Source organism: Bdellovibrio sp. KM01 (assembly GCF_013752535.1).
In the GTDB taxonomy this organism is placed as follows: domain Bacteria; phylum Bdellovibrionota; class Bdellovibrionia; order Bdellovibrionales; family Bdellovibrionaceae; genus Bdellovibrio.
In genome coordinates, this window is sequence record NZ_CP058348.1 from 3,737,455 (window position 1) to 3,751,796 (window position 14,342).

Here is a 14,342-nt window from a genome sequence, read left to right on the forward strand (position 1 = left end):
GTTGAACGCAGTTGGAGCTTCAAAACAAGGGGATTCCAATTATCTCACCCCATGTTTTCGCGCGGCATAAAAAAGGGGCTTTCCTTTTTAGGAAAACCCCTTGATAGAGAACATATTTTTTTGAAAACCACTAGCGAGGGCGCGGTCTTGGTGGAGGTGGTGGTTGCGGACCATCACATTTTTCAAGCCACAAAGTCACATTGCGGATATCCAACTGCCCCTGACTGTAGAAAACCAAACTTTCAGCGCCCTGACCAATCACCGCGTTATGTGGATTGATCGTGTAGTTTTGATTCCAAGGACCCACTTGTACACGTTGTGTTTGGAAAACTCCGTTGATTGCAAAATCCAAGAAGGAAACATTCTGCAATGAGTTCGCATCAAATTGCACGCCTACCAAACGATAGCCACGATATTGTTGCCAATTAAAGTATGGAGCTAAATCCAGGCGATCGTTACCGATCATGCGACGATTGATTCCCAAATTTACCGGGAAACCTTGACCGGGTTGTTGGGGACCACCGTTGCCTGGGCAACTGATGTTGACTGCGATTGTTGCGATGTCTGACATGCCACGAACTTCAACTTCCATCAGTCGAACACCATTTCCAATCACTGCTGGGAAACGAGGAACGAAGCTGACAAAACGCTGTGGAGAGTTCACCCATTGATCAACTTGACCATTGATGATGAAACCCATTTGCGTGCGAATATCAGATCCCAACACTTGCACATCAACGGAAGTCACTGTGCAACCTGCGTAACGTTCATTTACTCCCGCAAGAGCAAACAAATTAAAGCGTTCATTAAACACGCGACGTTGGATGTAGATTACTTTTTGTTCTGAGTTATATCCACCGTTACCACCATTACCTGGATATGGTTGACCAGGATATTGCGGAGGCTGCACTGGAGTCGTCGCTGGTGGACGTTCTGGCGCAGGACGCGGAGGAAGTGGGCGTGGCGCTGGTTTAGGACGTGGGCCCGGTTGTGTTTGAGGAGGTTGCCCTGGGCGATTCGGCTCGCCCGGATAAGGAAGATCGTCATCTGGAAGAGGCAGTGGTTTATCGTAGCCACCATTTCTTGGGCCTTGATGTTGTCTTTGTTGCGCTTCAACGACTTGTGGTCCAACCATCATCGTCATGGAAATCGCCAAGAATAAAATCTGCTGTTGTAGAGCCATTTCGTCCCCCTTTGGATCAATTAGAATCTGCGAGGAGGCTATAAAGCAAGCGTTATACCAATTTATTCGGTGTCACTAAGCTCCCAAAATGCTCACTAGAGCGGTGTTTCCAATATCCGTTAAATGTCCGGCAGGCGGATTGGGCATAAAAAAAGGGCCACAGCTTGGAGTCTGTGGCCCTTGGGCAAACAAAGGGGGATCCTTTATTTGTATTTTGGGTTTATTCAACTGATGGCAAATCGTCGCTGCCACCATCTTCGTAACCGCCACCAGGGTTTTGGTTACCGTTGTCGTTACCTTGATCTTGTTGATCTTGGTAATCGTTCAAATCGATCACTGGTTTAGATCTTCTCATGAAAGTGATTGCGAATACGTCTTGTTTGTAAGTGCCGTATTTTCTCATTTTAAATACCAGGCGAATTTGACCTAAACCGTTGTTCGCAGTCAAACGAGCTTCACCAATCATGTTTTGGTAAGTCAGGTGAACACCGCTGCTGATATCGTCGTCATCATTTGGATCTTTCGCCAAACGTTTCAAAACCACATTTGTAGAGTTACCAGATTGCGGAGAAACCAACGGACCAGAGAATGCCAACATTTGGTTTTCATAAGTTTTAAGAACTACTGTGAAACCAGCACGACCGTTAACAACTTCCCATGAACTCATTTTGGAAGATTGAACGCGGTTCGTTCCAGATTTCGTTTCGAATGTGCTAACAGCCATGTCTTTGATGAAATCGTATTCTGGATTGCCAGAACCCGGAGACATCTTAAAGAAAAGATCTGCATTTGATTGACGGAATACGATGTCGATGTGACTTGCAGAACCTGACCAACCCAATTCTACTTTAACCAAAGTAGTTTCGCATTTACCATCAAGGTCCAAACACTGAAGAGTACCACGGATTGGCATAGAACCAGTAGTTTTAGTGCCGTTACCAGTACGAGCAGAACGAAGTCTTACGATTTCGTTCCCGTCTTCAAAAGCAGAATCGCCAACCAAGTTATATACACGAGCGAAGCCGTTTTCTTGAATATTCAAAGTAACAACAGATAGACCAGAGATGCTTTCGAATTTCAATTTAGCTTCAGTAACAGAAGCCGAAAGACCCAATTGATCGCGTTTCAAACCACGCAATACATCCAATGTGTCATCTGGCGAAGAAGAAGTATAAAGCAGACCTTCTTTAGAAACACCACCCGTTAAACGTTTACCATAGGCATTGCTATCAACGTTTGCTGGGTTGTTGTTTCCGTATTGCTTACCCATGATCACGCCATCTTTATTGATTTCATAATCAGGACCTGAAGATTGAGCATTTGTTTTGCCCACAGGTGCAGAAGGATTCACATTTGTGCCGGCGCCACCAAGATCTGGAAGATCCTCGACCTGGCCCGTAGATTCAGTTTGTGTTGGAGGCGGTGGACCACCAACTGTTTTGTCTTTGTTGCAGGCAGTAAGGCCTAGCGTTGCGAGCAAAGCCGCAGTAATCAGAGTATGTTTGTGCAACATTGAAAACCTCCAAGTTTTTTCAGTCACGAGTTTTGATAGGACCAGCAATAGCAAGGCCCAGGCCAAGTTTTGTCACTCCTTAACGGGCTTGTATTGCAATAGACACGTATCCTATGATGGGTTTGAGAAGGAATTACATGCCTGTTTATAATTTGAGCGCATTGATGAATGATTCGAGGCTATTACGACACCACCTGCTGAAAGTGACCGTGGGAGGCCTGATTTTAGCGGCTGCCGCTGCTTTCTTATTTGATCAAAAGCTTGCGGTGTTATTTGGGACGCCTTGGGCGCATCAATTCTGGAGACCCCTTGCTCGCGAGGTCACAAACATCGGTCTTTCCGAGCACTATTTTATCATCGCTATTGGCTCATGGATTATCTGTGCTTTTATAGCTCCAAGAATCGAGGGAATAAAAAAGTACTCAGCCAAGATCGATTATTTCCGCCGCTGGGGCTTGAATTTGTTGTTAGCTCTTTTAGTTTCCGGGGCAATCACTCATGTGATTAAATTCTGCGTCGGCCGACAGCGTCCTCATAAAAGCCCTGTTGGCGATCCATTTGTGTTTGATCACTTTACCACGCACTGGCACTGGCATTCATTTTCTTCAGGTCATTCGCAAGTTATGTTTACGGCGGCAGTGTTGTTCACGTTAGCGTTTCCAAAATGGAAGTGGGCGTGGCTAACTATCGCGGTTCTGGCTTGCGCAACTCGTATTATGATTCAAGACCACTTCTTAAGTGATGCGATCTTTGGAGCGTGTGTGGGTTACATGGGATCATTGCTGGCACTTAAATGGATGCGCAAAGGTAAAAACGCGATCGTTTAAGATCGCTCTGATAAAAAGTCTGTCAGATTTTGTGAAGACTTCAGTGTCTTCACAATTCTTGAATAATCCGGAATGAATTCTTCAACGACTCCCCAGAATTTTGGGGAATGATCCATGTGTTTTAGATGTGCCAACTCATGCACCACCACATAGTCCATCACTTCTTCGCTGAATACGATCAAACGCCAGTTTAGATTTAAAACTTTTCTGGAAGAACAACTCCCCCAGCGTGTTTTCTGTTCGCGGAATTTTAACTGCGACGGATAAAGCTTCATGAGGTTCGCCCAGTGATTTACTTTCTGGGTCAGCAACTTAATCGCTTCTCGCTTATAAAACGCCCTGAATTCCGCGATGGCTTTGGGATGATGTTCAAGCGAAGTATTTGCTTCCCATTGATCTTTGGGTATATGCAAAAACAATTGTTCATCACTAACCGATACAAATGACTTTTTACCCAGAGTGATCACGACCTTAAGTTCGCGCTCGACCCCTAGGAAAGGAAACTTCTCCCCGGCTTTAATGGTTTTCTTAGGATAAAGCTCGGCCATGGCGTCGAACTTGATAAAGTTCTTTTCAATCCATTCGCGCTTTGCGGCCAGGAAATCGAGCACCGTCTTTTGCGAGGTGATTTTGTTAGTCACCACTTTAATGGGGCGATTGGGATAGAGGTAAATCGATAAAGACCTGCGAAAAGGCTTACGGTGAAGCTCCACCGCCCAGTTAGCAAAATCAAAAAGTTCAATCGACCCACTCATAGGAAAGGAGAATGACTTAAGCCAAGAAAAGTGGCAATCTAATTCCCATGGATAATAACTCTTCGTTTTATAATTTGGATCCCGATAAAGTTCTGCAGGCTGCAGAGAACGCGGGCTTTTATCCGACCGGTGAATTTGCGCAGCTGAACTCTTATGAAAATCGCGTGTTTGATATCAAACTCGAGGAACCAGTCGAGCCAAACTCACAAAGCAAGAACGTTATTGCCAAGTTCTATCGTCCTAATCGCTGGAGCAAGGAAGCGATTTTGGAAGAGCACGAATTTTTGTTGTCGTTACGAAACGAAGGCATCCCTGCGGTGGCTCCCCTTTTCCAAGGACATGATTCCACGGTTTCTGAAGTGGATGGAATGTATGTTGCATTTTTTCCGAAAGTTTTAGGGCGCATGCCTCAGGAGTTTTTGGGAGATGATTATCGCAAAGTCGGAAGACTGATGGCGCAGGTTCATAATGTGGGTGCACGCAAGAAAGCTCCACATCGCCCTGTGCTGGATACAAGTTATTACGGCGGCTGGGAAACTTTAGACAATTTGCAGGACTGGGTTACTCCAGAACTGCGCGGTCGCTACAATGCAGCTGCCGAAGACATTTTGTATGCGATCGATGATAGTTTTGATCCGTCTGAATTTATTCGCATCCACGGCGACTGCCACAAAGGAAATTTGCTGAATAACGGAACACAGTTTTTCCTGGTCGACTTTGATGATTTCGTGAACGGCCCGGTGGTTCAGGATTTCTGGATGTTGTTATCCGGGGATCAGGAAACATTCGGTGAAGAAAAAGATTTAATCATTTCTGGTTATGAAGAACTGCGCGAGTTTCCGGATCATCAATGGTCGTGGATTCCCATGCTGCGTGGACTTCGCATTATTTCTTATGCTGGATGGATCGCGAAACGCTGGGTGGATCCAAGTTTCCCAAGAATTTTTCCAGAGTTTAACACATACAGATATTGGGCTGAAGAAGTGGAAGCACTCGAAAAAATCGCGTGGTCGATTAATCCATCTTAAGTGTGAGTTCCAACATGGAACTAGTCTCCCTCTGAAAATCAAAATTATTTCATAAATATTAGTTTACTTTGCATCGGCCTCTTGAGATATTGGATTCACTCTATTGAAAGGAGGCCATCATGCAACTGATGATTAATTCAAAAAATATTCATTCCCATTCTGGGATTACGACCGAGATGGCTTCCGATTGTTTCGTTTTTTAAGGTAACTATCTCGATTCTCATTCTCACTAAATTTTAAAAATCTTGCGCGCGCTGACTTAGTCACGTTCTGCAAACTTATATTTTTTCACAACAAACTCTCGTCAGAGCTTTGGTCCGCGGCCTTTGGATCTGCGCTTTGGCGAGCATTATCCACCCAGGAGGAATTATGAACGCGTTATTGCGTAAACAAGCGGTATGGAAATACCGAAACCAACGAGTCTTATTAAGGCTCGTGGATTCTTCTGCGGATGTGTATGTTGAAAGCGTAGTAAAGGCCGGTCATGTAATGAGCTTCCTCCTGTATTTGGTGTATCGAACACCTGGATTTATGCTCGCCATTTTCGAATGGATCTTACAAGGACCGGAACTAAAGTATCGCTTTCAACCTGATGCTCCAGCAGAAGCTGTTCAACCGAATCTTCAAGCAATTGAAGCGCGGTTAAAATATCAAATATATATTCGATAATTTTGAAGGAGGGTTTTTACCCTCCTTTTTTATTGACGGACTGTCCTTGGGTCGGGAAAGCTTTTAAAGAAAGCAAATTTGACCAAGGATGGATTTATGAAATTACTAATTTCTGTATTGTTACTAAGTTTGATGGTTACGGCTTGTAAGCCCGTTGAAGATCTTGATGCCGATAAAACTCCAGACAAAATCATCAATGAAACTGATTACAGCAAATGCGGTGACAGCACGGGCGCTAAAAATATTATTGGCAACTGGTACTACCAACAGGGAATCGGTAACACTAAGTTCGTAAAGTCTTATTCCATCTCTCGCGAATATATCCGTATCACCAACACATGCACTTTCGATGGCGTTCCAGTGAATGCATCTGCAACTTCCAGAATTGTGTTGAGCATGAACTCGATCAGCTTTCTGGATAGCGCCCTGAACGAAAATGTTTTGCAACGTGAGGGTTACAAACTGACTTGCCAAGCTCGCGTTGAGCCGGTGGATTTCCATTTTAGCTTTAAAGGAAACTGCCTGGTTATGACGTCCGTTGACGGCAAAAGCTCTCTGGCCTTGCTTCCTGCAGCAAATTAGTTTTCATCATAGAGCCCCTGAAGAGATTCCGGGGCTTTTTTGCGTCCAAATCCCCACCTGCCGCGAAGCATAACGCACTCTATCCTTTGTCATGAGGTCCGCCCCTGATCTATATTCCTAGGGCTTATTAACCTTCCACAAGGACAACTCATGAAAAAAATCAAAGTTGCAAATCCCGTTGTTGAGCTCGACGGCGACGAAATGACTCGTATCATCTGGAAATTCATCAAAGAAAAATTGATCCTTCCTTACCTGGACATCGACATTAAGTATTTCGATTTGGGCATGGAACATCGTGATGCTACTAACGACCAAGTAACTGTTGATTCTGCTGAAGCGATCAAAAAGTACAACGTTGGTATCAAGTGCGCGACGATCACTCCAGACGAAGCACGCGTTAAAGAATTCAACTTGAAACAAATGTGGAAATCACCAAACGGCACTATCCGCAACATCTTGGACGGTACTGTTTTCCGTGAACCAATCATCTGCAAAAACGTTCCTCGTTTGGTTCCTAACTGGACAGCACCAATCTGTATCGGCCGTCACGCATTCGGTGACCAATACCGCGCAACAGATTTCGTGACTAAAGGTAAAGGTAAATTGACTGTTACTTTCCAACCTGAAAACGGTGGCGAAACTATCACTCACGAAGTTTACAACTTCAAAGGCGATGGCGTTGCATTGACTATGTACAACACTGATGAGTCTATCAAAGGTTTTGCACACTCTTGCTTCAACATGGCTCTTCAGAAGAAATGGCCTTTGTACCTTTCAACGAAAAACACAATCTTGAAAAAGTACGATGGTCGTTTCAAAGACATCTTCGAAGAAATCTACCAAAAAGAATTCAAAGCTAAATTTGAAGCTGCTGGCATCACTTACGAACACCGTTTGATCGATGACATGGTTGCCTCTGCTTTGAAATGGAATGGTAACTTCGTATGGGCTTGTAAGAACTATGATGGCGACGTTCAATCAGATACAGTTGCACAAGGTTTCGGTTCTTTGGGCTTGATGACTTCAGTTCTTGTAACTCCAGATGGTAAAACAATGGAAGCAGAAGCTGCGCACGGAACAGTGACTCGTCACTACCGTCAACATCAACAAGGTAAACCAACGTCTACAAATCCAATCGCTTCTATCTTTGCTTGGACTCGTGGTCTTGAGCACCGTGGTAACTTGGATTCTAATCCTGAACTAGTTAAGTTCGCTCAAACTTTGGAAAAAGTTTGCGTAGAAACTGTTGAAGCTGGCTTCATGACTAAAGACCTTGCGGTTTGTATCTATGGCGATAAAGTTCCTGCTGATAAATACATGAACACTGAGCCGTTCTTGAACAAACTTGATGAGAACTTGAAAAAAGCTCTTTCAATGTAGTTCGAATTTTATAATTTAAAATTCAAAAAGCCCTGGGGAAACCCGGGGCTTTTTTTTGGTAACAGTTCCCTTTTCGGAATGCGGTGCATACAGAAACAGGACCTGGCACCTTATCGCAAAATAGGACACAGTATATTTTTCGAACTCAAGGTAAAATGTATGAATTTACTCAAAGCCTTAATACTAATAAGCATTCTAACATTTGGTCATATTGGTTTTGCCGAAATGCGGTTTGTTTACCATGCCCCTGAATCTGACCATGATTTTCGCTATAAGTATCATTGGGAAGTTTTGAAAACCGCCTTAGATCTGACAACGAAAAAATTCGGACCGTATTCTTTAACTCCTTCAGAAATACTAACCGAAGATCAGCAACTAGCTGAGATGAAAAAAGGCAGCGCTAAGTTAAACGTCATGATTCGAGAGACCAACAAGGTCTTTGAAACTGAATTGAATGCGGTGAAAATTCCGATCGATCGCAATCTGATTGGCTACCGCGTGCTGTTAATTGACAGAAAAAATCAAGCGCAACTGTCCAAGGTGGATTCGTTAGCGAAACTCCTTACCTTCAAAGTGGGTCAAGGCGCTGGCTGGGGTGATATTTCAATCTTAAAGAACTCGGGCTTCAACGTTATCACCGAAGAGAAGTACGACGACTTATTTAAATCTTTGAGCACTGGAAAATTTCAAATATTTCCCCGTGGAGTGGTTGAGGTTCTTGAAGAATATCGCCAATTCAAAAAGAAGTATCCCAACTTGGTCATAGATGATCATGTTTTGCTTTACTATCCGCTGCCGACTTATTTCTGGTTTCAAGACTCATCCGATGGACGATTGATGGCCCGTCGAGTGGAAGAAGGTTTAAGATTCATGATTAAGAGCGGCTCTTATCGCAATATATTTGATAAGCACTATGCAAAAGTCATCCGCGAATTAGACTTAAATAAAAGAGTCCTTATAAAAATCCCAAATCCTTATTTGCCCTCTTCCGTTCCATTTGATCGCAAGGAGCTTTGGTTCAGCCCTGAGGATTTATAAACTTGCTTTATTGATTTGAATCTTCGGTGGTACGGCCAAGGACAAAGATGTCTTTCAGTTCTTTTAAACCATCTTGCAGAGTATATTTACAACTAAAGCCCGTGGCTTCGATTTTGGCGTTAGAAATCACATAGTCCCTCTTGTCGGGATCTTTCATGTCATGATTATCGGTGATTTTTAAATCTGGAATGACTTTTTGAATCTCTCGGCAGAGTTCAAGCTTCGTCATGTTCGCCGCTGTTAGGCCGACATTGTAGATCTCATTCTGAATTGAGCCCCAATTATCGAGAGCATGAAGATACACACGGGCGGCGTCGGCCACGTGCAGGAAGTTTCTGCGAAAGTGTCCTTCGAACAAATGAATCTCTTTATCGGTTTGGGCCTTCCACATGAAATCATTCACCAGAAGGTCATAGCGCATGCGATAGCTTGCTCCAAACAACGTCGCGAACCGGAAGGAGACGGAATTGCCATGATCAAGGATGGCTTTTTCTGTTTCCACTTTTAGTCTCGCGTAGTGGGACAAGGGCCTTAAGGGGCTTTTCTCGTCACAATGAGCCTCGCCGCCCACTCCGTAACCACTGTTGGTCATGGGGAATAGAACAGCTTGGTTTTTCGAAAGGAGTTTCAATGCATCAACAATGGCTTGATGATTGATCGCCGTTGCTAGGTCTGTGAATTTCTCGCAAACCGGTGCTCCCGTTAAGCACGCCAGCGGTATAAAGGCATCGGCTTGCTTTAACCATTCTTGATAGGCTGAATGATTTCTAACGTCTGTTTTTTTTAAATGAAACTTGCTGTTTCTAAGGTGCCCTTGAAAAACTTTTTGGTTATAGCGGAAATCGTCCAGCGCGAAGACCTCGTGGCCTGCAGCCAGGAGCAGATCAACAAGTTGCGTTCCTTTATAGCCAGCAGCCCCTGTAACTAGAATCTTCATGCCATAACTTCTTCAAAAAATTCAGCGATGTTAAGACCGAGATCGCTTCTTAAAATTTCACGGCCGCCGTACTTATAGGTGTAGCCACCTTCCATATTTAAGGCCATGCGTTTTACTGCGCATTTCAAGTTCCAATCAACGACTGTTTCAGCAATCAAAGTTCCCAAACCGCCGTTTTTAAAATGCTCTTCAAGGCAGATAACGTGAGAAAACGGTTGCAGCTCTTTGCGAAGGCTTTCGTGAACTTTATCAAGTCTTGCGACCTCGATGATATTCAGTTCCTTATTCGCCTTCATGATTTCGGGAACTTTTGCGACCAGATTGCCAGTAACCAACAAGGCTTTTAAAGATCTTGTTTTTCTGAGGTATCTAAAACCAGTTGAAAAATTCATCTCGGACTCGCCCGGGACATGCGGAAGCACTTCACGATCTAAGCGGATATAGCGTGGAGTTTTTGGATGCTCTAAGACGTATTTGGCAGCAGCCTCAGCATTTACAGAGCTGGAAACATTTAGAATCTCAATATTTGGAAAAGCGCGCATGACAGCCACGTCTTCGATTCCGTGATGAGTGGGGCCAGAGTCTGCGTAACTAAATCCTCCGCCCACACCGATGATCTGCACTGGCAGCTTCATGATCGACATCTGCACGCGGATTTTTTCAAGACAGTTCACAGTGATGAAAGAGGCGATGGCAAACGTGAATGCCTTTTTTCCTTCCAAGGCCAAGCCTGCAGCCACAAGGATGGCATTTTGTTCTGAAATACCGGCGTTGTAAAACTGGCCTGGCAAATTGCGACGGATCAGATCCAGAGCGGGAGCCCCCATATCTGCAGAAATCAAAACGACATCGCGATCAATTTTACCGCGCTCGTAAAGTTCAGAAAGAAAAGCATCACGTTGTGACATTTCAGATTGAGCCATTAGAGGATTCCTTTCGCGAGATCTTTACGGGCTTGGTCGATTCCTTTGGCTCCTTGAGGGGGCACTCCGTGCAAGACTGGAATATGGGACATTGACTGGATACCCGCTCCCTTGGTTGTTTCAGCGATGATGACGGTCGGCTGACGATATTTGCGACTGCGAAGACCTTGCATGCTGCTGATGAGCTCTTCGGTGCTATGGCCATTAACGGTCACGACATTAAATCCGAATGATTCAAATTTTTTATCCAATGGTTCAAGTGCCACCATGTTTTCAGTGAAGTCAGTCGTCGCCATAAAGTTACGATCAACGATCACCACAAGGTTATTTAGTTGGTTGTGAGCAGCAAACATTGCGGACTCCCAGATGGAACCCTCATACAATTCGCCATCCCCCAACAGGCAATAAACCAGATGCAAATCACGGTTCATTTTTGCAGCTAACGCAACACCTGCTGCCACGCCAAGGCCATGCCCTAACGCTCCTGTTGTCAGTTCAACGCCTGGGACGCTGTTTTGTAAGTGAACGCCAAAGTTTCCATTCTTTTGCGCAAAGCCTTGCAACCAGTCTTTCGGGAAAAATCCTTTGCTTGAAAGAATACTATATATCAAAGGACTGCATTGTCCTTTACTGATGATCACGCGATCGCGACCGGACCATTTTGGTTCCAGAGGATTTACATTTGCCAGACCACCAAAGTACAGACTGATTAAAATCTCCACGGCTGACATCGAAGAGGTCACATGGCCCGTTCCGGCTTCGATACACATCTCTAACACTTCCGTGCGTGTATCGTGGGCTAGTTTTTTAAGTTCATCGTGAGTCATCATTTTGCCACCTCGTTAAGTGCCTTGCAGAGCTGATCAATCCATTTAAGGGGAAGGGACGGAAAGTTCCCGATATAAAATCCGTTGTGATGGATTTGTTCTGTGTTCACAAATGCCGTTGGATCGATATCAATCCCGCGTGTTTTTAGAAATCCTTGGCGAAGTTGATTTCCTCCGCCTGACATTCCCCGACGGTACTCGACTCCTAAATCTGAAAGTACTTTTTCCACCTTAGATTTTAGGTGAGCTTTATCGGGAAGGATTTGTAGTAAAAGAGCATAACTGGAACTGCCCTTGGTATTATAGCGGGTAAAATATGTATTCTTATCCAAGCCTTTTAGGAATCTGTGCAGGCGCAGACTTCGCTGCGTGTTGTTTTTATCCAGACGCTTTAATTGATTGAGTCCTAAGACCGCCCCAAGCTCGTTGTTGCGAAAATTGAAACCCACCACCGGGAAATCAAATTCTTTATAGACTTGTTTTGAGTTATTTAAATGCTTTTGCAACTGCGCTGGATCTGTTGATTCGCGCAACAGACCGTGTCCCCGCTTTATTCGCACCAGCTGTGCGAATTCAGGATCATTGGTGCAGACCATACCGCCTTCGATTGTCGTCATGTGATGACCATAGTAAAAGGAAAAGTTTGAAGCAAAGCCGATGCTTCCCACTTTGTGGGTACCCATCTTTGCGCCATGAGATTCACAAGCATCTTCAATCAAAGGGATCTTGTGCTTTTTTAAAAGTTGCTGCAGCGGCGTGCTTAAACCATTCAATCCCAGAATATGCGTTAAAAAAACGGCTTTGGTATTTTTGGTAATGGCTTTTTTTGTAGCCTCGTAATCAAGAGCCAAGGTTTCGGGATTAATATCAACGAACACTGGTGTAAAACCATTTTCAATAACAGAAACGATGTCAGAAACCCAGGTGAGTGGTGGAACGATCACCTCGCCCACACTTGCGACATCTCTTAAAGCAGAAAGCGTCAGGAAATTTGCAGCCGACCCGGAGCTGACAAAAATACTATGCTTTACGCCCAACCACTTCGACCATTCTTGTTCGAACTTTTTAACTTTATCACCTTGAGTGAAGCGATCAGAAGTCATGATGTGCTTCACCAAGGCCGTCTTATCGGCTTCAGTGATATTGTTTTGAATCAACGGCCAACGAAAGTCATTCATAGGAGGCCTTTGCTAACACTTTATCCAGAGTATATTTGCGGCTGAGTTTTATCTTTTTCAAATTCTCGATGTATTCAAATGTCTTTGGTCCGAACTTAGATTTGATCAAATTCAAATAGGCCGGGCTATTATGGTAAATACTCCATGCCTGATCGCGGAAAGTTAAGACCTCTGCCGAGCTGATATGCTTAGTCGGTAAAGGTTTGCAATCATAGGAGTGCTGGCTGTAACCCAACCAGTTTTCAGGAAGCTCGATATTATTACGAACGGCTTCTCGATAAAGCTCAGATCCTGGGTAGGCCATGGCAGAATAGAAATTTGCAGTTTCCAGATTAAGCTCGACCGCCAAATCCAAATTTCTTTGCATGGTTTCTAAAGTATCATCTGGAAGACCAAAGACAAAGTTTCCATGGACGTGAATTCCGCCGTCCTTGAGCATTTTGGTTTTTTCGAAGATGTCGTTTTCGGTATAGCGGCCTTTGTTCACTCCGCTTCTTACGGTTTGATCAAAGGCCTCAATACCCAGAACGATCCAGTTAATACCGGCTTTTTTAAGTTTTTCCACGTGTTGCGGTTTCACGGTATCGATGCGACCGAAAACCCAGATGTTGAAGTTAAATTTTCTTTCAATAAGTAGGTCCGCGATCGTTAGGAAATGTTCTTCTTTAAGAACGAACATCTCGTCGGCAATCTTGATATTTTTGACTCCCATGGCAGCAAAGACATCAAATTGCTTAATAATGTGATCTGGCTGCCAATAACGAAACGTGCCTTGTTTTCCGAAGGGCGCACTGATGCAACAAAAACTGCAGCGAAACGGACAACCTAAACTCGTGTAAACAGTCGCGTAGGGTTGCCGGTCTTCAATATGATCAAAGCAATGCCAATTCGGAGCTTTATAATTTCCTGTTGGAAGAGATTGCAGATCCACCTTGGGAAACACGACATGCAACTGATTCTGCTCGATTAATGTTGCCATGGGATTGTGTTGAATGTGACCGTCTTCACGGAACCACAAGCCAGGAACTTTCCTTAGAGCGCTTATGTCATTGAAGTTTGTTTTCAACAAAGCATCCAAAGTTTTGGGACCTTCACCCTCGCAGACATAATCACACGCTTCATCCTGCATTGTCCGTAGCGGTAATGCGGAGATATGGCCACCAAGCATGATAATCTTTAATTCGGGATCCAGTTTTTTTAACTCAGTACACAGATAGCTTGCACCAAACATCGCTTGAGTCGAAGCCGATGGGTGTTGCCCATAGACGACAATACAAATCAAGCGAGGGCGCAGATAGGAAACGCGATCATACGTTTGCGCGACACTCAGATTTTCTGCAGCACAATCCACCTGATCTGCCGAGTGCCCCAGGGTTTTCATAGAGGCCGTAAGCATTCCCATCCACACTGGCATTTCCAGCGTAGCGACACCGCCACTCAAGTTTTGATAGACGTGTTCAGATATGGGTGGATTTAAAAACAATATATCCAAAATTACTCCA

General features: G+C 44.3%; 14 protein-coding genes. 6 read left to right on the top strand and 8 right to left on the bottom strand.

What is annotated here, in order from left to right; genetic code table 11:
* Positions 1-130: 130 nt before the first annotated feature.
* Positions 131-1,183, bottom strand: a complete 1,053-nt coding sequence (locus HW988_RS17970; protein WP_181605509.1) for a hypothetical protein — start codon at positions 1,181-1,183, stop codon at positions 131-133.
* A gap of 220 nt (positions 1,184-1,403) precedes the next feature.
* Positions 1,404-2,696 carry a hypothetical protein gene (locus HW988_RS17975; RefSeq protein ID WP_181605510.1) on the bottom strand — a complete coding sequence of 431 codons (1,293 nt, stop codon included), beginning with the start codon at positions 2,694-2,696 and terminating at the stop codon, positions 1,404-1,406.
* 137 nt (positions 2,697-2,833) lie between these two features.
* On the opposite strand from HW988_RS17975, the gene HW988_RS17980 reads away from it, so the two are divergent.
* Positions 2,834-3,523 carry a phosphatase PAP2 family protein gene (locus HW988_RS17980; RefSeq protein WP_181605511.1) on the top strand — a complete coding sequence of 230 codons (690 nt, stop codon included), beginning with the start codon at positions 2,834-2,836 and terminating at the stop codon, positions 3,521-3,523.
* On the opposite strand, the gene HW988_RS17985 is transcribed toward HW988_RS17980, so the two are convergent.
* Entirely contained in the window at positions 3,520-4,278 is a 759-nt protein-coding gene (locus HW988_RS17985) for a M48 family metallopeptidase (RefSeq protein WP_181605512.1), read from the bottom strand. The genes HW988_RS17980 and HW988_RS17985 overlap by 4 nt on opposite strands.
* Before the next feature lie 47 nt (positions 4,279-4,325).
* Here HW988_RS17985 and HW988_RS17990 point away from each other — a divergent pair, with 47 nt between their 5' ends.
* The 5 genes from HW988_RS17990 to HW988_RS18010 all read left to right on the top strand — a co-directional run bounded on the left by HW988_RS17990 (position 4,326) and on the right by HW988_RS18010 (position 8,975).
* Positions 4,326-5,306: a serine/threonine protein kinase gene (locus HW988_RS17990; protein WP_181605513.1), complete on the top strand. Its 981-nt coding sequence runs from the start codon at positions 4,326-4,328 to the stop codon at positions 5,304-5,306.
* A gap of 369 nt (positions 5,307-5,675) precedes the next feature.
* Entirely contained in the window at positions 5,676-5,975 is a 300-nt protein-coding gene (locus HW988_RS17995; protein ID WP_181605514.1) for a hypothetical protein, read from the top strand.
* A 96-nt stretch (positions 5,976-6,071) separates the two neighbouring features.
* Positions 6,072-6,557: a hypothetical protein gene (locus HW988_RS18000; protein ID WP_181605515.1), complete on the top strand. Its 486-nt coding sequence runs from the start codon at positions 6,072-6,074 to the stop codon at positions 6,555-6,557.
* Between the two features lie 150 nt (positions 6,558-6,707).
* Positions 6,708-7,937: an isocitrate dehydrogenase (NADP(+)) gene (locus HW988_RS18005; RefSeq protein ID WP_088615845.1), complete on the top strand. Its 1,230-nt coding sequence runs from the start codon at positions 6,708-6,710 to the stop codon at positions 7,935-7,937.
* 159 nt (positions 7,938-8,096) lie between these two features.
* Complete coding sequence (locus tag HW988_RS18010; RefSeq protein ID WP_181605516.1) at positions 8,097-8,975, top strand: hypothetical protein; 879 nt, start codon at positions 8,097-8,099, stop codon at positions 8,973-8,975.
* A gap of 7 nt (positions 8,976-8,982) precedes the next feature.
* On the opposite strand, the gene HW988_RS18015 is transcribed toward HW988_RS18010, so the two are convergent.
* The 5 genes from HW988_RS18015 to HW988_RS18035 are packed head-to-tail and all read right to left on the bottom strand — an operon-like array spanning position 8,983 to position 14,332.
* Complete coding sequence (locus HW988_RS18015) at positions 8,983-9,912, bottom strand: NAD(P)-dependent oxidoreductase (RefSeq protein WP_181605517.1); 930 nt, start codon at positions 9,910-9,912, stop codon at positions 8,983-8,985.
* On the bottom strand, positions 9,909-10,835 hold the full coding sequence (locus HW988_RS18020; protein WP_181605518.1) for a transketolase family protein: 927 nt from the start codon (positions 10,833-10,835) through the stop codon (positions 9,909-9,911). Before HW988_RS18020 ends, HW988_RS18015 begins: the two co-directional genes overlap by 4 nt.
* Positions 10,835-11,665 (bottom strand): transketolase, encoded by an 831-nt coding sequence (locus HW988_RS18025; protein WP_181605519.1) that lies wholly within the window; start codon positions 11,663-11,665, stop codon positions 10,835-10,837. Before HW988_RS18025 ends, HW988_RS18020 begins: the two co-directional genes overlap by 1 nt.
* The gene (locus HW988_RS18030) at positions 11,662-12,840 is read right to left on the bottom strand and encodes a DegT/DnrJ/EryC1/StrS aminotransferase family protein (RefSeq protein WP_181605520.1); all 1,179 of its coding nucleotides are present in this window, start codon (positions 12,838-12,840) and stop codon (positions 11,662-11,664) included. Before HW988_RS18030 ends, HW988_RS18025 begins: the two co-directional genes overlap by 4 nt.
* On the bottom strand, positions 12,833-14,332 hold the full coding sequence (locus HW988_RS18035) for a B12-binding domain-containing radical SAM protein (protein ID WP_181605521.1): 1,500 nt from the start codon (positions 14,330-14,332) through the stop codon (positions 12,833-12,835). Before HW988_RS18035 ends, HW988_RS18030 begins: the two co-directional genes overlap by 8 nt.
* Positions 14,333-14,342: the final 10 nt, after the last annotated feature.

Bases quoted from the DNA above. Each gene is read 5' to 3' on its own strand.
- HW988_RS18010 (WP_181605516.1), top strand. From the start codon at position 8,097: ATGAATTTACTCAAAGCCTTAATACTAATAAGCATTCTAACATTTGGT.
- HW988_RS17975 (WP_181605510.1), bottom strand. From the start codon at position 2,696: ATGTTGCACAAACATACTCTGATTACTGCGGCTTTGCTCGCAACGCTA.
- HW988_RS17995 (WP_181605514.1), top strand. From the start codon at position 5,676: ATGAACGCGTTATTGCGTAAACAAGCGGTATGGAAATACCGAAACCAA.
- HW988_RS17970 (WP_181605509.1), bottom strand. From the start codon at position 1,183: ATGGCTCTACAACAGCAGATTTTATTCTTGGCGATTTCCATGACGATG.
- HW988_RS18005 (WP_088615845.1), top strand. From the start codon at position 6,708: ATGAAAAAAATCAAAGTTGCAAATCCCGTTGTTGAGCTCGACGGCGAC.
- HW988_RS18025 (WP_181605519.1), bottom strand. From the start codon at position 11,665: ATGATGACTCACGATGAACTTAAAAAACTAGCCCACGATACACGCACG.
- HW988_RS18000 (WP_181605515.1), top strand. From the start codon at position 6,072: ATGAAATTACTAATTTCTGTATTGTTACTAAGTTTGATGGTTACGGCT.
- HW988_RS18030 (WP_181605520.1), bottom strand. From the start codon at position 12,840: ATGAATGACTTTCGTTGGCCGTTGATTCAAAACAATATCACTGAAGCC.
- HW988_RS18015 (WP_181605517.1), bottom strand. From the start codon at position 9,912: ATGAAGATTCTAGTTACAGGGGCTGCTGGCTATAAAGGAACGCAACTT.
- HW988_RS17980 (WP_181605511.1), top strand. From the start codon at position 2,834: ATGCCTGTTTATAATTTGAGCGCATTGATGAATGATTCGAGGCTATTA.
- HW988_RS18020 (WP_181605518.1), bottom strand. From the start codon at position 10,835: ATGGCTCAATCTGAAATGTCACAACGTGATGCTTTTCTTTCTGAACTT.
- HW988_RS17985 (WP_181605512.1), bottom strand. From the start codon at position 4,278: ATGAGTGGGTCGATTGAACTTTTTGATTTTGCTAACTGGGCGGTGGAG.
- HW988_RS17990 (WP_181605513.1), top strand. From the start codon at position 4,326: ATGGATAATAACTCTTCGTTTTATAATTTGGATCCCGATAAAGTTCTG.